This is a genomic window from Nocardia sp. BMG51109 (assembly GCF_000526215.1).
Taxonomy (GTDB): Bacteria; Actinomycetota; Actinomycetes; order Mycobacteriales; family Mycobacteriaceae; genus Nocardia.
Window position 1 is genome coordinate 2,360,376 of record NZ_JAFQ01000004.1, and the last position, 20,536, is coordinate 2,380,911.

General features: G+C 68.6%; 21 protein-coding genes and 1 riboswitch. Of the genes, 9 read left to right on the forward strand and 12 right to left on the reverse strand.

Annotated elements, in window-relative coordinates:
• Positions 1–12 precede the first annotated feature (12 nt).
• From D892_RS0112115 to D892_RS43630, 3 genes are all read right to left on the reverse strand, one after another.
• Positions 13–879 (reverse strand): carbohydrate ABC transporter permease, encoded by an 867-nt coding sequence (locus D892_RS0112115; RefSeq protein ID WP_024801490.1) that lies wholly within the window; start codon positions 877–879, stop codon positions 13–15.
• Between the two features lie 36 nt (positions 880–915).
• The gene (locus tag D892_RS0112120; RefSeq protein ID WP_024801491.1) at positions 916–1,686 is read right to left on the reverse strand and encodes a hypothetical protein; all 771 of its coding nucleotides are present in this window, start codon (positions 1,684–1,686) and stop codon (positions 916–918) included.
• A gap of 130 nt (positions 1,687–1,816) precedes the next feature.
• Positions 1,817–2,497 (reverse strand): hypothetical protein, encoded by a 681-nt coding sequence (locus tag D892_RS43630; protein ID WP_024801492.1) that lies wholly within the window; start codon positions 2,495–2,497, stop codon positions 1,817–1,819.
• 320 nt (positions 2,498–2,817) lie between these two features.
• Here D892_RS43630 and D892_RS0112130 point away from each other — a divergent pair, with 320 nt between their 5' ends.
• Positions 2,818–3,429 carry a hypothetical protein gene (locus D892_RS0112130; protein WP_024801493.1) on the forward strand — a complete coding sequence of 204 codons (612 nt, stop codon included), beginning with the start codon at positions 2,818–2,820 and terminating at the stop codon, positions 3,427–3,429.
• A gap of 63 nt (positions 3,430–3,492) precedes the next feature.
• Here D892_RS0112130 and D892_RS46575 read toward each other — a convergent pair whose 3' ends face one another.
• The 3 genes from D892_RS46575 to D892_RS45075 all read right to left on the reverse strand — a co-directional run bounded on the left by D892_RS46575 (position 3,493) and on the right by D892_RS45075 (position 4,477).
• Entirely contained in the window at positions 3,493–3,630 is a 138-nt protein-coding gene (locus D892_RS46575) for a hypothetical protein (protein ID WP_156959476.1), read from the reverse strand.
• A 194-nt stretch (positions 3,631–3,824) separates the two neighbouring features.
• Positions 3,825–4,028, reverse strand: a complete 204-nt coding sequence (locus tag D892_RS0112140; protein WP_024801494.1) for a hypothetical protein — start codon at positions 4,026–4,028, stop codon at positions 3,825–3,827.
• Positions 4,019–4,477: a hypothetical protein gene (locus tag D892_RS45075; RefSeq protein ID WP_232236064.1), complete on the reverse strand. Its 459-nt coding sequence runs from the start codon at positions 4,475–4,477 to the stop codon at positions 4,019–4,021. Before D892_RS45075 ends, D892_RS0112140 begins: the two co-directional genes overlap by 10 nt.
• Positions 4,478–4,615: 138 nt before the next feature.
• Here D892_RS45075 and D892_RS0112150 point away from each other — a divergent pair, with 138 nt between their 5' ends.
• The 3 genes from D892_RS0112150 to D892_RS0112160 all read left to right on the forward strand — a co-directional run bounded on the left by D892_RS0112150 (position 4,616) and on the right by D892_RS0112160 (position 6,154).
• Positions 4,616–5,509 (forward strand): helix-turn-helix transcriptional regulator, encoded by an 894-nt coding sequence (locus D892_RS0112150; protein WP_024801495.1) that lies wholly within the window; start codon positions 4,616–4,618, stop codon positions 5,507–5,509.
• A gap of 63 nt (positions 5,510–5,572) precedes the next feature.
• Positions 5,573–5,779, forward strand: coding sequence for a DUF397 domain-containing protein (locus tag D892_RS0112155; protein ID WP_024801496.1), 207 nt, complete (start codon positions 5,573–5,575; stop codon positions 5,777–5,779).
• Between the two features lie 177 nt (positions 5,780–5,956).
• A complete protein-coding gene (locus D892_RS0112160; RefSeq protein WP_024801497.1) occupies positions 5,957–6,154 on the forward strand; it encodes a hypothetical protein in 198 nt (65 codons plus the stop codon).
• Between the two features lie 169 nt (positions 6,155–6,323).
• On the opposite strand, the gene D892_RS0112165 is transcribed toward D892_RS0112160, so the two are convergent.
• The 5 genes from D892_RS0112165 to D892_RS40995 form a co-directional block, all read right to left on the reverse strand.
• Entirely contained in the window at positions 6,324–7,070 is a 747-nt protein-coding gene (locus D892_RS0112165; RefSeq protein ID WP_024801498.1) for a succinate dehydrogenase/fumarate reductase iron-sulfur subunit, read from the reverse strand.
• A 2-nt stretch (positions 7,071–7,072) separates the two neighbouring features.
• Positions 7,073–9,016: a fumarate reductase/succinate dehydrogenase flavoprotein subunit gene (locus D892_RS0112170; RefSeq protein WP_024801499.1), complete on the reverse strand. Its 1,944-nt coding sequence runs from the start codon at positions 9,014–9,016 to the stop codon at positions 7,073–7,075.
• A gap of 45 nt (positions 9,017–9,061) precedes the next feature.
• Positions 9,062–9,889: a hypothetical protein gene (locus tag D892_RS0112175; protein ID WP_024801500.1), complete on the reverse strand. Its 828-nt coding sequence runs from the start codon at positions 9,887–9,889 to the stop codon at positions 9,062–9,064.
• A 1,026-nt stretch (positions 9,890–10,915) separates the two neighbouring features.
• On the reverse strand, positions 10,916–11,206 hold the full coding sequence (locus D892_RS0112185; RefSeq protein ID WP_024801501.1) for a hypothetical protein: 291 nt from the start codon (positions 11,204–11,206) through the stop codon (positions 10,916–10,918).
• 161 nt (positions 11,207–11,367) lie between these two features.
• The gene (locus D892_RS40995) at positions 11,368–12,546 is read right to left on the reverse strand and encodes an alpha/beta fold hydrolase (RefSeq protein WP_084161506.1); all 1,179 of its coding nucleotides are present in this window, start codon (positions 12,544–12,546) and stop codon (positions 11,368–11,370) included.
• A gap of 282 nt (positions 12,547–12,828) precedes the next feature.
• Between D892_RS40995 and D892_RS0112195 the strand changes: the two genes are divergently transcribed.
• The 3 genes from D892_RS0112195 to D892_RS41000 all read left to right on the forward strand — a co-directional run bounded on the left by D892_RS0112195 (position 12,829) and on the right by D892_RS41000 (position 17,729).
• Positions 12,829–14,784 (forward strand): acyl-CoA dehydrogenase family protein, encoded by a 1,956-nt coding sequence (locus D892_RS0112195; protein ID WP_024801503.1) that lies wholly within the window; start codon positions 12,829–12,831, stop codon positions 14,782–14,784.
• Between the two features lie 458 nt (positions 14,785–15,242).
• Positions 15,243–16,058, forward strand: a complete 816-nt coding sequence (locus D892_RS0112200; RefSeq protein WP_024801504.1) for an NAD(P)H-binding protein — start codon at positions 15,243–15,245, stop codon at positions 16,056–16,058.
• A gap of 288 nt (positions 16,059–16,346) precedes the next feature.
• Positions 16,347–17,729: a serine/threonine-protein kinase gene (locus D892_RS41000; protein ID WP_024801505.1), complete on the forward strand. Its 1,383-nt coding sequence runs from the start codon at positions 16,347–16,349 to the stop codon at positions 17,727–17,729.
• A gap of 94 nt (positions 17,730–17,823) precedes the next feature.
• Here D892_RS41000 and D892_RS0112210 read toward each other — a convergent pair whose 3' ends face one another.
• On the reverse strand, positions 17,824–19,011 hold the full coding sequence (locus D892_RS0112210; protein WP_024801506.1) for an ATP-binding protein: 1,188 nt from the start codon (positions 19,009–19,011) through the stop codon (positions 17,824–17,826).
• Positions 19,012–19,124: 113 nt separating this feature from the next.
• Between D892_RS0112210 and D892_RS0112215 the strand changes: the two genes are divergently transcribed.
• A complete protein-coding gene (locus D892_RS0112215; protein ID WP_024801507.1) occupies positions 19,125–19,403 on the forward strand; it encodes a hypothetical protein in 279 nt (92 codons plus the stop codon).
• 270 nt (positions 19,404–19,673) lie between these two features.
• A riboswitch (cyclic di-AMP (ydaO/yuaA leader) is annotated at positions 19,674–19,837 on the forward strand.
• 17 nt (positions 19,838–19,854) lie between these two features.
• Complete coding sequence (locus D892_RS0112220) at positions 19,855–20,529, forward strand: C40 family peptidase (protein ID WP_024801508.1); 675 nt, start codon at positions 19,855–19,857, stop codon at positions 20,527–20,529.
• Positions 20,530–20,536: the final 7 nt, after the last annotated feature.

The following is a 20,536-nucleotide window of genomic DNA, read 5'->3' on the forward strand; positions in this document are numbered from 1 at the left end:
CGTCCGGAGGGTTCAGTACTCATAGGTGGTCCTGCCCCGGAAGTACCTGTGCTGCACCAGCGTGATCGCGAAGATGACGGCGAACACCACGATCGCCATCACCGCCGCCCGCCCGGGCCGCGCCGCGTCGAATGCCTCGGTGAAGATCCGCATCGACACCACCTCCGTGCGGTCCCCCGGCCCGCCGCGGGTGAGGGCATAGACGGTGTCGAAGGTCTGGAATGCGGTCAGCACGCCGGTGACCAGGACGAAGAACATGGTGGGCCGCAGCAGCGGCAGCATCAGCCACCGGATCCGCCGCCAGCCCGTGGCGCCGTCGAGCGCCCCGGCATCGAGGATCTCGCCCGGAATCGCCCGGATCCCGGCGACGAAGAACAGCGCCACGTAGCCGAAATTCGACCAGATGCTCACCGCCGCAACCGAAGGCAGGGCCAGGGCGGGCTCCGACAGCCATTCGATCCGCCGCCCGAATACCGCGTTCAGCGCGCCTCCGGTCGGCGCGAACATCCACTGCCACACCACGCCCACCGCCACCGGCGCGCACATCCACGGCAATGCGTACATCACCCGCAGCACGGACCCGCCCCGCCGCCGCGCCAGCGGCGCCGCGACGGCGAAGCCCAGCACGGTCTGCACCGGCACCACGATCGCCGTCAGCGCCAGCGTCACCAGCAGCGCATGCCCGAACTCCCGGTCGGCGAGCACCGAACGCCAGTTCCCGAGCCCCACGAACCGCATGGGCCCCAACAGGTTCCAGCTGTGCAGGCTCAGCCACGCCACCACGACGATCGGCAGCACCAGAAAGCAGCCGACCCCCAGCAGGCTCGGCCCCAGCAGCGCACAACTCGTCACGGCACGACGAACCGCCCGTCGGTTCATGCTTGGCGACGCTACCCGTGGCGGCTCATCGGGGCGTCACTCGACCCAGAGCGTCCAGGTGCCGCGCCCCTGACCCTCGCAGACGAGTGCGCGCCCCTCGGTGGTGCGCGCCGTGCTGTCGGTTCCCGGAATGCATTTCGTGCCGTCCTCGTGCACGGCCGTCGATACCGGGTTGGGCCCGGCCCACCGGTAGGCTCCGCCGCTGCGCAGGCACAGCAGGGTGCTGTCGTCCGGCCCGGCGCCGATCAGCCCGAGCTGCTCCTGCGTGCACGCCGTGCCCTTGGCGACCTCGGGCGGGACGGCCGGAGTCGAGGTGGCCGCCGCGGTGGTGGTCGCGGCCGTCGGCGCGGGCGCGGCGGTGACGACGGTCGTGGCGGCGGCCGGTGCCGGATCGCTGCGAAATACCGTGCGCGGCAACGTCGCCCCGGACAGCACGACCGCGCCGGCGATCGCCACCACCTCGAGGATCCCGAGCAGCAGCGCGAACATCGCCATCGCCCGCCCGCGGGGATGGCTGAACGAGATGAGCCCGAACACGATCGCCACCGGGAACAGCCCCAGCAGCGCGCCGATCAGCGCGATGATCGAATACGGATTGACGATGGGCGGAACCTCCACCCGCAGTCGCCCGGTCCGCCGCCGGCTCTGGGTGGCGTCCCAGCGTTCCTCGTCGGCCTCGGTGATCGGCTCGCGCCGCCGGCTCTGCGCCGCCGCCCACCGGTCGTCCTCCGGATCGGCCACCGGCCAGCGCTCGTCCTCGGCCTGCTCCTGCCAGTCCTCGGGTTCCGCGTAACGCCTGCGGCCCATGCCGGTTCCTCTCACCTCACTCGCGCAGGAACCTCGAACGCCGCGCACCTGGTGGTCGCCGCGGTCGCCGTACCCGCCCTGTTACCGAGAAGGATAGGGGTCCCGGCAGCGCCCGCAACCGGTGCGGCTCTCAGGTGGAGGCCACGCACACCACGAAGCGGCGCTGGTTGTAGACGAAACCTCGGTTACCGGACGAGCATTCGTTGACGTTGGCGGTGCCCTGCTTGATCTCCACCACGCGCACCGGCTGCCGGCCGGTGGCACCGCAGGCGATCGGCTTCGGCGCGTCGGGTGCGACGTCCATGCAGCTCCCGACCACCCAGTTGATGTCGAGACACAGCGCGGGCGAACCGGGTGCGGCGTCGGTGTAGGAGCGGTCCACGTCGGTGGGGCAGCGCCGGTCCGGGCCGGCCTTGTCGACGACCTTGTACCCGGCGCCCGGGCTGCCGCAGGTGGCCTTGCTGACGGGGGTGTCCGGTGCGCCGAATACCACGCAGTCGCCGACGTTCACCTCGATCGCGGCGGGATCCTTGTGCAGCGCAGCGTCTTTGTTGATCATCGGCGGCGGTTCCGGGCCCTCGGGGGCGGGCGTGTCGGGGGTGCCGGACACCGCGGGGAGCGGCTGGTCCATCGTCGTCGGCGGAACCGTCGCGACCGGGCTCGCGGTTCCGGCGGCCTGCGCCCGCCCGGGTGCGGGTTCGTCGTCACCCGTCAGCGACAGCACCGCGGCGGCGAGGCAGGCCGCCGAGAGCGCGGCCGCGATGACGAAGCCCGCCAGGGTGAATCCGGCATGGATACGTCGGCGCGACACCTACCATCCTCCAGGCTGTCGGTTTCGAATCACCTGTGCCGAGATCCGAAGTGTGCGAGTCAATCCGAGTGCGGGCCTGTGAGTACGAGCCGGTGCGGCGAGCACGAGCCACAGACCGAGAACGAGCCACAGACACGTAGTGCATACACGATGCGGAGCGCCGCGTCGAGTCGAGCGCGTGCCAAAGTAACGATCCGGCAACGAACCGCTCGCGCACCTCGCCAAAAACACCGTTGGCCAACCAGAGTCGGGCGCTGTGTGTCCCTGACCGGGCAGCAAGAGGGCTCGGCGAATTTAGAGTATAAAAAGGATAACAGAGGATGAAGTTCGGCACGTTCGCCGTCACCCTCATGGCCGCTGCCGCCGTGGGCGTTGCTGCGGGAACCGTGAACGCCAGCCCGTCGACCCCGGCCCGAGAGCTCACCTCGTCGGGTGTCGATCGGGGAGTCGCTTACCACACCACGGCGTCCGAGGACGATCGCGTGGTCACCACGACCGTCGACGGCGGTCGATTCGAGACCGCCGCCGACGGCAGCAGGATCACCCTGCGATCGTCCGCCGGTGAGACGATCGCCGAGGTGCCAACGTCTTTCGAGCTCCGCGGTCACCGCCTGCCGATGGCCCAGCAGATCAGCGCGGACGGCCGGAGCCTGTCGCTGGCCCCGGCGGCCACCGCGAAGGACATCGGCGAGTTGCAGCCCATCGATCCGATGAGCCGCCTCGTCACCGAGGTCAACGAGAACGTCGTCGGCATGGTCGCCGGCGGTGTGGTCGGCGGCCTCATCGGCGCGGTCCTCGGACTGTTCTGGCTGAGCTGGCTCACCGGACCGATCGGCGCACTCATCGGTGCACTGGCCGGCGGGGCCATCATGGGCGGTCAGCCGTTCATCGACGCGATGGCCGGCGTGGTCACCGGGGTACCGGCACCCTGATCCACACCGGCACCTGATCCACACCGCCGGGGGTACCGGCACTGATCCACACCGCCGGGATCGCTACGGCTCGTCGATCGGCTTCCGCCCGACCAGGGAGATCCGGACGCTGAACAGCAGTCCTGCGAACCAGAGCAGGAAACGGTCGTAGCGATCCGGGCCGGCGTGCGCAGGCCGGCGCCGAACTGTGGTGCGCCGCACGGACGCAGCGTGGCGTCCGGGACCGGGCCGTACGGCGGTCGGGCGGGGAACCTGCCGTCCGGGAGCGACGGTGTGCCGCGCGGGGCCCGCCGAACGGCGGGCCGCATGGCGGGCGGTGGTGCGACTGACTGGAGGGAACAGCCGCACCACCGTCCGATCCTCGTCGGGCCGAGTGGGCCGCGCAGACGCTTCTCTCACGGCAGCGCTCTCTCGTCGAGCACGCAGCGTCCCTGCTCCACCAGGACGGTCCGGGCGCGGCGGCGCACCCGGCAGCTGTCCACGGTGCAGTCCAGATGCAGTTGCATTGCGGTATGGGCCTGTTCGGCGTTCAGCACGCCCGGATCGACGCCGCAGCGCAGCAATCCGGCGACGGGCATGTGCAGGCTGGTCAGTTGCATGCCGGCACCTCCGCCGTCGACCGCCGACTTCGGCGACCCGGCGGGGCGGCGTGATCATCCCAGGGCTGCTGGTGAATTGCCATGCCGACGGCTTCCAGCGGCGTCAACCCGACCTCATCGGCGAGCCCCCCGACGGCGTCGAGCAGTGGTGGCACCACTTCGGCAACCTGTAGCGCGGCTACCGCCTGGACGCCGGTCAGCGTACGGCCGGGAAGATAGGACACCACCCAGCTCTCGGAACCGACGCTGCGGGCCCGATGGGGGGTTAGATCGCTGGTCATCAACGACGACCCGATGACGTGTACAGCCATGACTCCTCGTTCCTGCGTGCGACTGCTGAAGGGTGCCACGACCTCTGGCACACTTACAGCATCCCTTAACTGGACGATCGCCAAGCCCGAATTGGATATCCAGAAGGAATTCGCGCGAATCTCCAGCAGCGAATCCATCAGGGGGAGCAAGATTCTCCATAGTGGACGAAAGCTCCCTGCCGCAACGAAGCGCGGGTCGGGGTGGGGCTCGCGGGCCGACGCCACCCCGACCTGTCGCATACGGACCGACCGGCATTCGACAGAACGGAGTGCGCTGTGTCTGAGAATTCCGCGAACGCGTCGTCGACCCTCCCCCGTCGCCAGCTCGGAAGATACCTGCGGGACTGGCGAACTCAGGCGGGCCTGACCATCGCCGAGGCCGCCAGGCTGATGGAGTGGGGCGCCAGCACGCTGCAACGACTGGAGAAGGGGCAGGCGGATCGCATCCGCACGATAGATATTCAGGAACTGTGCCGCATCTACGGCATCCCCGACGACATCGCCGAGGGCCTCAAGGGCCTCGCCCAGCAGGCCGCCGTCAAGAGCTGGTGGCACGCCTACGGCGATCTGATCCCCGAAAACTTCGATGTCTACGTGGGTTTGGAGGCCTCGGCCCAGTGCCTGACGGCGTACCAGTCGGAGCTGGTGCCGGGCCTGCTGCAGACCGCCGACTACGCCCGCGCGCTGACGGGCCTGGGTTTCCCGGACGACGGCGAGGCCGAGCTGGAGCGCCGGGTGCAGCTGCGACTCCAGCGGCAGGCGTTGATAACTCGCCGCACCCATCCCGCGACCGTGGACGTGGTGCTCGGCGAATCGATCTTGCGCCGGGTGGTCGGAAGTGCCAGGGTGATGGCGGCGCAACTGCGACACTTGGCCGATTTGAGCACCCGGGACAATGTCACGTTGCGCATCCTCCCCTTCAGCGCGGGTGTCCCGCTGGGCCTTTCGACCGGCCCGTTCGTCATCCTCGAGTTCGGGACCGACGGTAAGGGGCAACCGGTGGAGCCTCCGGTGGTTTACGTGGAGGGCTTCACGGGGGATCTGTATCTCGAAAGACCGAGCGATGTGCTGCGGTATCGACGGGCGCACGAGGGCCTGTTGCAGTGCGCGCTGGATGTTCCCACGAGTAGGCACCTGCTGCGGCAGGCCGCGAAGGAGTACACCGTTTGAGCCGGGCCGGTGCCCCGCGTGTCGACGCGGGCCGCGGCGGCCCGAGCTCGGAAAGGACACAGGATGAGCAGTGAGTTGGTCGGTGTCGAGTGGTTCAAGAGCAGCCGCAGCGGGGCGGGCAAGGAATGCGTCGAGGTCGCGTTCCTGGCCGACGGCCGCGTCGGCGTCCGCGACAGCAAGCACCCCGGCGGCCCCGCGTTGATCTTCGGGCCGGACGAGTGGACCGGTTTCGTGGATGGCGTCCGCTCCGGCGGAATCGGCCGCGCCTGACCATCTTTCGGGCGGGCCGGTCGGCCTCTGCCACCGACGGGCCCGCTCGGCACTGCTCCGGCACGCCGCCGGGACATTTTCGTCCGCGGCCCCCGCGCCGAAGGAAGATCACGAATCGGCAGCCGTTATACAACGAATGAATGTTTGCCCACCCGATCAATGGGTATCCAACTATCTGTGGACCGTGGGCTCAGGAACACCTCTCCCCGGTACCGCAAACTACTCCCCGACGACTGGGTCGAACGGCTGATCGTCGGAATGTTGTTCGTGGTATCCGCGGCGGGTGTGTACATGTTGACCGGGGCCATGCTGTCGGCGTTATTGGTCGGTCTGCTGGTCGCGGTGGTCGCCATCGGCGTGGTGACCCAACTCTGAAGCGACCCGACTCTGAACGCTCGCGTCGGCCCATGTGTTACCTCGGGTCGCACTATACGACATTCCCCCGCATCGCATCGAATCGAACGCGCCCGGACATACGTCCGCCACCCGGCGGCTCCTCCTCGGACCATCGGGTGGCGGACGTGGTTGACAAGCGGTGGGACGCCTAGCGCCGGAAGAGTTTGTTACCCAGCCAGACGACCGGATCGTATTTCCGGTCCACCACGCGCTCCTTCATCGGGATGAGCGCGTTGTCGGTGATCTTGATGTGTTCCGGGCACACCTCGGTACAGCACTTGGTGATATTGCAGTAGCCCAGGCCGAACTCGTCCTGCGCCATGTCCCGGCGGTCGGCGGCGTCGAGCGGATGCATCTCCAGCTCGGCGATCCGCATCAGGTAGCGCGGTCCGGCGAAGGACTCCTTGTTGTCGTCGTGGTCGCGCACCACGTGACAGGTGTCCTGGCACAGGAAGCACTCGATGCACTTGCGGAACTCCTGCGAGCGCTCCACGTCGCGCTGCTGCATCCGGTATTCCCCCGGCTTCAGATCGGCCGGTGGGGTGAACGACGGAATCTCGCGTGCCTTCTGGTAATTGAACGACACATCGGTCACCAGGTCGCGGATCACCGGGAAGGTGCGCATCGGGGTGACCGTGATGACCTCGTCCGGATCGAACGTCGACATCCGCGTCATGCACAGCAGCCGCGGGCGGCCGTTGACCTCCGCCGAACACGATCCGCACTTGCCGGCCTTGCAGTTCCAGCGCACCGCGAGATCGGGCGCCTGGGTGGCCTGCAGCCGGTGGACGATGTCGAGCACGACCTCGCCCTCGTTCACCTGCACGGTGAAGTCCTGGAGGGCACCACCCTCGGTGTCGCCGCGCCATACTCGGAATCGGGCGTCGTAACCCATTGCTACGCATCCCCTTTCGCGGAGGTATCAGCGGCCGCCGGATGGGCGGCGATTTCCTCCGAGGTGTAATACTTTTCGAGCTCACTCAGGTCGAACAGGGCGAGCAGGTCGTCGCGCATCGGCTTCTGTTCGGCCGGTGTCACGGTCACGGCCGGCACGGTGCGGTCGGCCGAGCCGGGGTCGACCCGGCACACCAGCAGCGTGTGCCGCCAGGCCGGATCCATCTGCGGGTGATCGTCGCGGGTGTGGCCGCCGCGGCTCTCGGTGCGCAGCAGCGCCGCCTGGGCCACGCACTCGCTGACCACCAGCATGTTGCGCAGGTCCAGGGCGAGATGCCAGCCGGGGTTGAACTGCCGGTGGCCCTCCACGGTGACGCTGTCGAAACGCTCGCGCAGCGCGTCGAGCTTCTCGATCGCCTCCCGCAGCTCGTGCTCCTTGCGGATGATGCCGACCAGGTCGTTCATCGACTGCTGCATGTCGGTGTGCAGGGTGTACGGATTCTCGCCGGACCCGCTGTCCGGCGGATCGAACGGTGCCAGTGCGGTTTTCGCCGCGGCGGACAGATCCGCGTCGGAGATCTCCGGGCGCTTGTCACCCAGCCCCTCGACGTAGGTGGCGGCGCCCAGGCCCGCCCGGCGGCCGAAGACCAGCAGATCCGACAGCGAGTTGCCGCCGAGCCGGTTGGAGCCGTGCATGCCGCCGGAGCATTCACCCGCCGCGAACAGCCCCGTCACGGTGGCGGATCCGGTGTCCGGGTCGACCTCGATCCCGCCCATCACGTAGTGGCAGGTGGGCCCGACCTCCATCGGCTCCTTCGTGATGTCCACGTCCGCAAGCTCTTTGAACTGGTGATGCATGGACGGCAGCCGCTTGAGGATCTCCGCGGTGGGCAGCCGGGAGGCGATGTCCAGGTAGACGCCGCCGTGCGGGGTGCCGCGCCCGGCCTTCACCTCTTCGTTGATGGCGCGGGCGACCTCGTCACGCGGCAGCAGGTCGGGAGTGCGGCGCGCGGAGTCGTTGTCGCGCAGCCACTGATCGGCCTCCTCCTCGGTCTCGGCGTACTGCCCCTTGAACACCGTGGGGATGTAGTCGAACATGAAGCGCTTGCCCTCGGAGTTCTTCAGCACCCCGCCGTCGCCGCGGACGCCCTCGGTGACGAGGATGCCCTTCACGCTCGGCGGCCAGACCATGCCGGTCGGGTGGAACTGCAGGAACTCCATGTTGATCAGCGTCGCCCCGGCCCGCAGCGCCAGCGCGTGGCCGTCGCCGGTGTACTCCCAGGAGTTCGAGGTGACCTTGTAGGACTTGCCGATTCCGCCGGTGGCCAGCACCACCGCGGGCGTCTCGAACAGGATGAACCGCCCGGACTCCCGCCAGTACCCGAATGCCCCGGCGATCCGGTCGCCGTCCTTGAGCAGATCGGTGACGGTGCATTCGGCGAACACCTTGATGCGCGCCTCGTAGTCGCCGGTCTCGGCGAAATCCTCCTGTTGCAGCGAGACGATCTTCTGCTGCATGGTGCGGATGAGCTCGAGGCCGGTGCGGTCGCCGACGTGCGCCAGCCGCGGGTAGGTGTGGCCGCCGAAGTTGCGCTGGCTGATCCGGCCGTCGGCGGTCCGATCGAACAGCGCCCCATAGGTTTCCAGTTCCCACACCCGGTCGGGGGCCTCCTGGGCGTGCAGTTCGGCCATCCGCCAGTTGTTGAGGAACTTGCCGCCGCGCATCGTGTCCTTGAAATGCGTCTGCCAGCTGTCCTTTTCGTTGGCGTTGCCCATCGACGCCGCGCAGCCGCCCTCGGCCATCACGGTGTGCGCCTTGCCGAACAGCGACTTGCACACCACCGCCACCGACAGTCCGTGCTCGCGGGCCTCGATCACCGCCCGCAATCCGGCGCCACCGGCACCGATCACGACGACGTCGTACTTGTGCCGTTCGACTTCAGGCATGGAACCGAATACTCCTGGGGGACTGAGGATTATGAGACGTCGAAATCAATTCACGAAGCGCAGGTCGGAGATGGTCTCGCTGGCGACGAGCATGACGTAGAAGTCGGTGAGTACCAGCGTTCCCAGCGTGGTCCAGGCCAGCGCCATGTGCCGGGTGTTCAGCCGCGACACCTGGGTCCAGAACCAGTAGCGGACCGGATGCGCGGAGAAGTGCTTGAGCCGCCCGCCCGCGATGTGCCGGCAGGAATGGCACGACAGCGTGTAGGCCCACAGCAGCACGACGTTCAGCAGCAGCACCAGGTTGCCCAGGCCGAATCCGAAACCGCCGGACTTACCGTGGAACGCGACGATCGCGTCGTAGGTGTTGACCACCGAGACGAGGCACGCGACGTAGAAGAAGTAGCGGTGCACGTTCTGGATGATCAGCGGAAGCCTGGTCTCCCCTGTGTATTTCGCGTGCGGCTCGGCCACCGCGCAGGCCGGCGGCGAGAACCAGACCGCGCGATAGTAGGCCTTGCGGTAGTAGTAGCAGGTCAGGCGGAACAGCAGCAGGAAGGGCAGCACCACGAACCCGAGCGGGATCCACACCGGCAGCTCGCCCACCCAGTGCCCGAAGTGGGCGGCCCCTTCGACGCACGAAGTGCTCACGCACGGTGAGTAGAACGGTGTCAGGTAGTGGTAGTCGGGAACCCAGTACGCCGTGCGGACGAAGGCACGCACGGTCGCGTAGATGATGAATGCGCCCAGCCCCAGCACCGTGATCAGTGGTGGGATCCACCAGCGGTCGGTGCGCAGGGTCCGCGTCGCAATTGCCGCACGGCCGGTTCCGAAAACTCCGGTGCCCGATCCGGATGTGCGTGTCGGTGCACTCACTGCAGGATGCCTCGCTGATCTATTCGGTGGAACGTCATCGTTACCTCCGGCATCGGATGTGATGGTGAGCACCATACGTCACCCTTGCTATGGCAAGGACCCCGTCCCGGGAATATCGACCCGCCTGAACGGCTATGATTTGCGCCACATTTTCTGATCATGAGGCATCGATGCTCCGACAGTGAACCGTAAGCAAATGTCACGAACTGTGCTGGAACACAGACGCTTTCGGAGCGCATTCGGAAATTGCTCATTTCAGACCGGATTCGCACCCGTCCGAATGTCACACACCAGCAACAACAGTGGCCTGGGTCACTCTCGCGGTGTCGCCCGGCACCCTCCCCGCAGCCGCTCCCGCGGCGCCGAACGAGGTCCGCATGATCGTTCCGCGCACCCGCATCGGACAGTGGTGCCCGCCGTAGGCCAGTTAGCTGGTAGCACGCGGCGCGGCCGGAGGGGCCGGCGAGGAGGGCGGCGATCGGAGTGTCGGTGCGCACGACGAGTGGCGCGGTGCGCCGCCCCTCGCATGCGCCGGACGGCAGGGACGACGGCAGGGAACTTCGGCGCAGAGAAGCTGTCCGGTGCCGGCGATGGCGAAGGTGTTGGTGCGCAACGGACTCGGGCTCGACGACATCGGCCTGTCGGAGCCGGACGCTCCGCGGCCGGGCCGCACTTGGTCCGGTATTTCGGCCGATGCGGCGCAGTACCACCGAACGTCGACGGCGGTGCGATTGCGCCGAGTGCGATGGCCGGAGCGCGGAGGGCGGCGACGCTGGTGCACGAATCGGCGCGGCGCAAGAGAGGTACGGGCCGGCCGCCGTCGATCCGGGCCCCGATTGCGGGGTGGCGGTGCTGTCGAAGTCGGCAGCCGCCGCGCCGTCGGTGAGCGCACCCGCTTGCCCGGCGTGCGCGGGCGTCGCCGCGGCTGATCTGCCCCCGCTCCCGGCCTGCGTCGGACGATGGGCACGGGGCGATCGGAGCCCCGATGCCGGGTACTACCTCGCCGGACTACTTGGTGCGCGGGCGCTACTTGGTGCGCGGGCGGGAGTGGAAGCCCAGGCCCTCGTCCTGCGCGCCCATCCAGGCGGCCTCGTCGGACTTGCTGTCCGGGACGTAGATGACGTCCTGCTCGCGGCGCTGGGCGATCTCCGGCGGGGGTGACTTCTCGAACTCCTCGGCGTCGATGTTCAGTCGCTCGAGGTCGTTCTCCAGACGCCGCACGGAGTTGGAATCCCCGTAGTGGGATCGCAGTGCGCCGATGCACTGCCGGAGCTGGCCGACCGCGAAGCGCAACTCCGCAATCTCGCTGCGTGTCATCGAATCCTCCTCGAACCCGTAAGCCAGAACGCCTGCGATATGCCACAGCACGTGCGAAAACAGCATGTGACAGACCGCACATGGTGATATACAACACAATACGTGATCTTTGTCGAGAGCGCTCGTCAAGGTCCGAAAAACGCTCGTTTACCTCGGGGCGTTCAGCCTGCCACCGCGTATGCCTCCGGGCGGCTGCCCGGTTCGTCGACGACTCGCTCGACCAGTGCCGCGATCGCGGCCGCCACCTCCTCGGCGCGTTCCAGGATCACGCTGTGCCCGGCGCCGTCGACGCGGACGAGTTCGGCGCCGCCGAGCTGCGAGGCCAGCACCACCGAGTGGGCGAAGGGCACCATGACGTCGGCCGACCCGGCCAGCACCAGCGCCGGCAGGTCGGCCAGCAGGCGCAGGCTCGCGGTTTCGTCGAAGCGGATCAGCGAGTCCAGGAAGCCGGCCATGGTCGCCAGTGGGGTCTCGTTGAGCATCGCGGTCGCGACCGCCGCCATGCGCGGGCTCACCCGCCGGGTGCCGAAGCTCGCCTCCCGCACGATCGGCTCGAAGATCCGGTGGCTCAGCCGTTTCGACGCCTGCATCACCCGCGGCGCGCGGTGCACCGCCACCCGCAGCGAGGTCACCGCGCGCCGGCGCAGGAATCGGGCGACGCCGACGCTCGTCAGCCCGCCGGCCGCGCCGGCGATCAGGCCGATGCCCGCGATGCGGGTGCCGATCGCCGCCGGAAACAGTCGGGCGTAGCCGAGCACCACCATCGCCCCCATCGAATGTCCCACCAGCACAACGGGTCCCGTCGGTGCGGTGGTCCGCAGTACCGCATCGAGGTCGTACCCGAGCTGTTCGATGGTGTAGGTGGCCGGATCGGCCGAACCCGATTCGCCGTGGCCGCGGTGGTCGTAACAGACCATCCGGATGCGCCCGTTCCACCGCTGCCGCAGCTGTGCGAGCAGGTAGAACCAGGATTCGGCGCGCAGGCAGTGCCCGTGCACGAACACCACGGTCAGCGGCGCGGTCGGCGGGCCGAACACGCGCACGGCCAGCGGCGTGCCGTCGTCGGCGCCGGCGGTGACACGGTGGCTGTCGGCGCCGGCGGTGACACGGTGGCTGTCGGCGCCGGCGGTGACACGGTGGCTGTCGGCGCCGGCGGTGACACGGTGGTTGTCGGTGCCCACGGTGACACGGTGGCTGTCGGCGCCGGCGGTGACACGGTGGCTGTCGGCGCCGGCGGTGACACGGTGGTTGTCGGTGCCCACGGTGACACGGTGGCCGTCGGCGCCGGCGGTGACATGGTGGCCGTCGTGGTCGGCGGCGGGCACCGCGATCGTGGACATGACTCGCTCCTGGAAGTCCGCTCTCGCCGGGTTTATCGCTTGGAATTTCCAGCGCGTCAGCGGTCCGAACCGGGTGTTATCGACGCGATGCCGAACCGGTGTCGTCCCTCTGTGATTCCGGACGAACCGGTCGGACGCCGGCGGGCCCCGAATGTCCCGGATCCGCCGGTCTCCCAAGATCATCGGATACATTTCCGATTCTCCCGACCGGCACCCCTACCGGCGAGTAACAAACCCTCCTACACTCGAATGTGATTCTGATCACGTCCGATGGAGGACAGTATGGCGACCACCGTGAAAGTCGACGCCACCGAAGAGCAGGCCCGCGCACTAGTCGAGGAATCCCGCGAAACCACCTGGGCCAAACCGTCGTTCGCGAAGGAGATGTTTCTCGGTCGCTTCCGGCTCGATCTGATCCACCCGTATCCGCAGCCCACGACCGAGGACACCGCCAAGACCGAGACATACCTGAAGCGCCTGCGCGCGTACGCGGAGACCATCGACGGCACCGTGATCGAGGAGACCTCGAAGATTCCCGCCGAGTACGTGCGTGGCCTGGCCGAACTCGGCTGCTTCGGGCTGAAGATCCCCGAAGAGTACGGCGGGCAGGGGCTTTCGCAGGTGGGCTACAACAAGGCGCTGATGGTGGTCGGTTCCGCCCATCCCAGCCTGGGCGTGCTGCTGTCGGCGCACCAGTCGATCGGCGTGCCGGAGCCGTTGAAGCTGGCCGGCACCGACGAGCAGAAGCGCGAGTTCCTGCCCCGCTGCGCGCGGGGCGCGGTCAGCGCCTTCCTGCTCACCGAGCCCGATGTGGGATCCGACCCGGCCCGGATGGCCTCCACCGCGACGCCGACCGACGACGGCGAGGCCTACGAACTCGACGGCGTGAAGCTGTGGACGACCAACGGCGTGGTGGCCGAACTGCTCGTCGTGATGGCCCGGGTGCCCAAGAGCGAGGGCCACCGCGGCGGGATCTCCGCGTTCGTGGTGGAGGCCGATTCTCCCGGCATCACCGTGGAGCGCCGCAACGCCTTCATGGGGTTGCGCGGCATCGAGAACGGCGTCACGCGCATGCATCGAGTGCGGGTGCCCAAGCGCAATCTGGTCGGCCGCGAGGGCGACGGTCTCAAGATCGCGCTCACCACCCTGAACGCCGGCCGCCTGGCGATTCCCGCCCTGTGCACCGGCGCGGCGAAGTGGTCGCTGAAGATCGGGCGGGAATGGTCTGCCGCCCGGGTGCAGTGGGGGCGCCCGGTCGGCGAGCACGGCGCGGTCGGATCGAAGTTGTCCTTCATCGCCGCAACGGCTTTCGCGCTGGAGGCGGCGCTCGACCTGTCGGCCACCATGTGCGACGAGGCGCGCAACGACATCCGCATCGAGGCCGCGCTGGCGAAGCTGTGGGCCTCGGAGATGAGCTGCCAGATCGCCGACGAACTGGTGCAGATCCGGGGCGGGCGCGGGTACGAGACCGCGGCCTCGCTGGCCGCCCGGGGGGAGCGCGCGGTCCCGGCCGAGCAGATGGTCCGCGATCTGCGCATCAACCGGATCTTCGAGGGGTCCAGCGAGATCATGCGGCTGCTGGTCGCCCGGGAGATGGCCGACGCGCACATGTCCGCGGCCGGCGCGCTGGTCGACCGCAATGCCGTATTCAAGGACAAGGCCAAGGCGGCGGTGGGCGCCGGTGGTTTCTACGCCAGGTGGTTCCCGCAGCTGGCGGTCGGCGCGGGCACGTCGCCGGCGACGTTCGCCGAATTCGGGCCGCTGGCAAAGCATGTGCGCTTCGTCGAGCGGATGTCGCGCAAGCAGGCGCGGTCGCTGATGTACGCGATGGGCCGGTGGCAGGCGAAACTCGAGTACCGGCAGGGGTTCCTGGGCCGGATCGTCGACATCGGCGCCGAGCTGTTCGCGATGTCGGCGGCGTGCGTCCGGGCTCGGGCGTTGCGGGTGGCCGGCGATCCGGAGGCCGACGCGGCCGAGCAGCTGGCCGACGCCTTCTGCCGGCAGTCGCGCCTGCGGGTCCGCCGGTTGTTCGACGCGCTGTGGGACAACACCGACGACGTCGACACCGCGGTGGCCCGCGCCGTGCTCGACGGGCGCTACCAGTGGCTGGAGGCCGGCGTGCTGGATCCGAGCGAGGGCACCGGCCCATGGATCGCCGACTGGCAGGTCGGCCCGTCCACCGAGGAGAACCTGCACGCCCCGTTCCTGCCTTCGACCAGGTCGGAGGCGGCGACGTAGCGCAGGTGACGGTCCCTCGAGGGCCCGCACAGGAATATCTACAGCTATCTACCATCCTGGGTAGATAGCTGTAGATATTTATGACAAGCCGTCGCCGGGGGCAGTCGGATCCGGTGTGGTGGGGCTACCCGGACCCTTGCGGCGGCGGCCGGTCAGGGCTTTCGAGCGGTGTCTAGCGAATTCCCTATAGGCATAGAGATTTTCATGCAGGGGGTATTCGAGAGAAATCTAGGAATATCTAGCGCGCTACCTAGCCGTGCTGATAATTTCCTGCCGAACCCCGCTTGCGGCGGGCCCGGCCTACTCGATGCCTCTCGAACGTATATTCGACACTAGTGCATCGATCCTGTGTGGGCAAGTAGCTCGAGTACCGATGTCGCGGTGCGGCCCGATGCCGCACACGACGGCGGGAATCCGGCAGGATGGGCCGGTCCAGCAGTCGCGTCGGAGAGGGACGAATGGCCATTCTGGTGACCGGAGCCACCGCGAACATCGGCCGCAAGGTCGTCGACCACCTGCTCGCCCGGGGCGCCACCGATATCCGCGCACTGACCGTCGATCCGCGCAAGGCCGCGCTACCCGCCGGAGTGGAGGTCGTCGAGGGTAGCCTGCGGCGGCCGGACACGCTGGCGCCCGCCTTCGCGGACGTGAAGCGGATGTACCTGGCGCCGATGCCCGATACCGCCGCCGAGGCGCTCGCGCTCGCCCGCGCGGCCGGGGTGCGCCAGGTTGTCGATCTGTCCGGCGAACCCGAGAGCTGGTGGGGCAGCGTAGGTATGGCCGTCGAGGCCAGCGGACTGGCGTGGACTCATCTGTGGCCGGCCGATTTCATGGAGAACACGCTGATCTGGTCGCACCAGATCAACGCGACCGGCGTGGTCCGGGAGCCTCGCCCCGACGGCGCGACCGCGCCCATCGCCATGGACGACATCGCCTCCGTCGCCGCTACCGCCCTGCTGACCGAGGCCTACATCGGCCGCTCCTGCGCCCTGGCGGGGCCGGAGATCCTCACTCGCACGGACCTTGTCGGGCAGCTCGCCGACGCACTCGGCCGCGACATCGCCTTCCGGCGGTCCTCGCGCGAGGAGACCGTCACCGCTCTCGCCCCGACCATGGGCGACACCGCGCCCTGGTATGTCGACAACGTGCTCTACGGCTTCGATCCGCGGCCCGCGGATCTGCCCACCACCAGCGTTCCGGATATCACCGGCCGGCCCGCGACGACCTTCGCCCGGTGGGCCGCCGACAACGCGGAGCGGTTCGTCGGCGTGTGACCTTGCGCGTCCGGCGCGTTCGCCCGCTGCGGCACGCGGCCGACCGCAGCGGCCCGTGCCGATCGCCGCGTTTCCCCGGAAACCTCTGTCATAGTGAGGAATTCGAGAGGAGTTCGGCACAGCCGGCCGGTTGAACGCGCGGGCGTGCCGGTGACACTCGAGCGCATCGACCGTGGACCGTCCACATCCGCACGTTGTCGCCGCCGACTTGACAGTCGTGGTGCGGATGTGGAGTGCTGATCGGGGAGCTCGAGGCGGCGAAGGTTCGCAGGTCCAGCGGAGGACGGGATGTTGTTGCAGCCAGGGCAGGTGTTCGCGGGCTACACGATCGTCCGTGTGCTGGGGTCGGGCGGGATGGGGTCGGTGTATCTGGCCGACGATCCGGAACTGCCGCGGCAGGTGGCGCTGAAGGTGCTCGACGAGCGACTGGGCGCGAATCCGCGCTACCGCAGCCTGTTTCGGCGCGAGGCGGATATGGTCTGCCGGCTCGACCACCCGAATGTGGTCTCCGTGTTCACGCGCGGGGCCGAAGGCGACGCGCTGTGGATCGCGATGCAGTACGTGGCGGGCACCGACGCGGGTGAGCTGGTCCGGGCCGAGCCCGCGGGGCTGTCGCCGGAGCGTGCCGCACATATCGTCCGCGAGGCCGCCCGCGGGTTGCAGCATGCGCACGAGCAGAACATGCTGCACCGCGACGTGAAGCCGTCGAACCTGCTGGTGGCCGAGGGCGATGAGGACCGCGACCGGGTGATGGTCGTGGATTTCGGGCTCGCCCGCACCATCGAGGCCGATGCCACCGTGACCGAAACCGGTTGGCTGGACTGCACTCCCGCCTATGCCGCGCCGGAGGTGCTGGCCGGGCGGTCGGTCGATCGCCGGGCCGATATCTATTCCCTCGGCGCGACCCTGCTGGCCCTGCTCACCGGCTCGAATCCGGGTGGGCGCTCACCGCGGCGCGAGGTCGCGGACACCCGTCCGGACGACGCCACGATGGCGCCGACCCGGGGTCAACCGGACCTTCCGCCGAGGCTCGACGCCGTGGTCGCGCGCGCCATGGCCGACGAACCCGAGCGGCGATACCAGAGCTGCTCGGAATTCGCGCTGGCCGTCTCGGCGGCGGTGCGCGGCGACGAATCAGTCAGGCGCCCTTGGCCGTTGCACGCACTGCCGCGCGGCCGTCGTGCACGAATCGCCGCACTTGCCGGTGTGATCGGTGCCGTCGCGGTGGCCGGTACGGTGGTGACGATCGCGGTCACCTCGGGCGGTCGCGGCGTGCAGTCGCCGCCCGGAAAGCCGCCGCCCGGAGCGGCACCGGTCGTCAACAAGCACTGCTACTGGACCGCCCGGATTCCGGTCGGAAACGATGCCCACGTCGATTTACCCAGCGGTGCAAGCGATCGCAACGAACCGCTGTGTCTGCTCTCCGACGGAGATCGCGGTCCCGCGGTGCGCGAGCTGCAAAGCGCACTGAAGACATGTCACGGCATCCCGATCGAGATGGACGGGGCGTACGGCCCCGAGGTGCGAAACGCCGTGCGCACCCGGCAGGCCGAGACCGGCGCCCATCTCGACGGCGTCTACGGCCCGCAGACGCGGACACGGTCCCTGCAATGGCCGCTGAAGCGCAACTCGGACAACGGATTCGACCACTGCGTCCCGGCGCCACCCTGACGTCTCCGGTGAACGGCGGGCTGCCGGCCGGATCCGCTCGACTCGCGCAGATCCCGACCGAGCGGGTGCGGTCGTGGCCCGGGCGGCGCGGCCGTCAGCTCGCGACGCTGCGCAGATACCGGCCGAAATGCGGCACCGTGAACCCGATCGTCCCGCGCTCGGCCGAATAGATGAGGCCCTTCTTGATCAGCCCGTCCCGCGCCGGGGACAGCGATGCGGGCTTGCGGCCCAGCTCGGTGGCGACCGCCGACGTCGCCACCGGGCCGTCGTCGCCGGACAGATCGGCCATGGCGCGCATATATTCCCGCTCGGCCGGAGTGGCGCGCTCGTACCGGGAACCGAAGAAGCCGACCGCCAACTCCTCCTCGGCGGCCGGCGCGCCCAGCTCGACGTCCTCGGCGGTGATCGGGCTCTGCGCCGCCACGTCCCAGGTGGCCTTGCCGTACGCCTGCACGAAGTACGGATAACCGTCCGCCTTGTGGTACAGCACGTCCAGCGCGGCCTCGCTGAACTTCACCTGCTCCCGTTCGGCCGGTGCGATCAGGGCAAGATCGGCCGCCTCGCGATCCAGCCGGTCGATCCTGTGATAGCCGAACAGCCGCTCGGAGTAGCTCTTCGAGGCCGAGAGCACCGCCGGCAGGTGCGGCAGCCCCGCGCCCACCACGATCAGCGGCGCCGCCTCCTGGCTCAGTTCGTGGCAGGCGCCGCAGATCGCGGAGACGTCGTCCGGGCCGAGGTCCTGCATCTCGTCGATGAAGATCGCGATGCCGACGCCGATATCGCTCGCCAGCTGCGCCGCCTCCATCAGCAGTTCGACGAGATCGATCTCGATATCGCCGGAATCCGCCCGGCCGGTGACGGCCGGGACGTCGATGCCCGGCTGCCAGCGGTCGCGCATGCCCTTGTCGGCGGTGGCGCGCAGCGCGAAAGCCTTGAGTATGCCCAGAAAGTCGTCGACCATCTCCGGATTGCGATGGGCCACGGCGATCTGCCGCACCGCCATGTGCAGGGCCGAGGCCAGCGGCCGGCGCAGCTCCTGATCGGGCCGGGCCTCCAATTTGCCGGTGCCCCAACCGCGGGAGCGGGCCGCCGAGCGAAGCTGGTTGAGCAGTACGGTCTTTCCGACGCCGCGCAACCCGGTGAGCATGACGCTGCGTTCCGGCCGGCCGGCGGAGACGCGTTCCAGCACGATGTCGAAAGTGTCCAGCTGCCTGGCGCGTCCGGCCAATTCGGGCGGCCGCTGACCGGCTCCTGGTGCATACGGATTCCGCACGGGGTCCATGCCCGTACACCGTAGCGCGTCGCCGGAAGATTCTGGGTGCGTCTACCGATTGCCCTAGAAACGGCTATGGTTCGAAGGTCCACGAACCGGAGGCACCGGCGCAGGGAGGGATCATGTCGGAGGAGTTCGTCTCGGCGGAAGCCACTCCCGACGTTGCCCAGGTGGTCGAATCCTGGAACGTGCCGGAGGGTGCGCCGGTCGCCACGCAGATCCGCGCCAAGATCCTGGAAGCGATCGAGAAGGGTTACGACGATCCCCAGCTGGTCGCCGATCTCGCGGTCGGTCCCGTGGTGGTGGCATTGGGCCGGCTCGAGGTCGAGCTGGCCGACGCCCGTCGCCGGATCGCCGAACTGGAGCAGGCATCGGACGCGCGTGGCGGCGCGGCGAACTGAACCGATGTCCTGAACCGATGTCCGGGTCGTATAACGGATTCCGGCCGGATAACGCCGCGTCCTCTCGGTCCGATAACACCGGTGACGGAGTCGGTTACGGCCCGTTATCAGTGCCCCGAACAGGCCCTGAGCACACCCGGATCCGAGGCGTCCGCAGTCTCCGCGGACGCGCCGGACGACAAGTGCTCCGTTGGAGTGGACAACACGGCCGGGGCGTCGTAATCTCTTCGTGACCCGGTGGAAGCAGTCGACTCGCCAGCGAGGCGGCCCACCGAGTCACCGCCTAATCGGAGGTCGGGTGGGCAGCCCGATCACCGAGCCGGGGAACCACGTTTGTGGGGTGAATCCCCTTCGGCCGCACGGCCGGCGGGGTAGGGCCGATCTTCCCGACCCGAACCCGTCAGCTAACCCGGTCGGCGGTTGGGCAGGAAGAAACAGGAGACTCAGCTCGGTGGGTAAACACAGCTTGCAACGGGAATCTCGGGTTCCGAATTCCGTGAAGGGTGCGCTGGTTTTCGGCGCCGTGGCCGCTTCGACCGGTGCGATGCCGGCGATCTCGGCACAGGCAGCGACCATCAACGTTCCCGGTTTCGGCAACTTCGACGTGCCGGTTGGCCCGGAATACGACCAGCAGGTCGCGCAGGCCAACCAGGCGCTGGCCGATCACGCCGACGAAATCAAGGGTGTCCAGCAGGCAATGGCCGCACCGGCGCCGCAGGCCATGCTGCCGGGTCAGCCCGCACCGGCGCCGAACGCGATGGCGCCCGGCCTGCTCGAGCAGACCAACGGCATGGCCGCCCTCGACGCCGCCCGCACCAAGATCGGTGCCCAGTACGTCTGGGGTGGTAACGGCCCGAACGGCTTCGACTGCTCCGGCCTGGTCAAGTGGGCGTACAAGCAGGCCGGTATCGAACTGCCGCGCACCAGCTTCGAGCAGTCCCACGTCGGCCAGCCGGTCGCCTTCCAGGATCTGAAGCCCGGCGATCTGGTCATCCAGAACGGCGGCGGTCACGTGGCCATGTACGCCGGTGACGGTCAGATCCTGCACGCGCCGCAGGCCGGCGATCCGGTCGAGTACTCGAACCTGAATCCCGACTCGATAGTCACCGCACGCCGGGTCAACTGACCCCCGT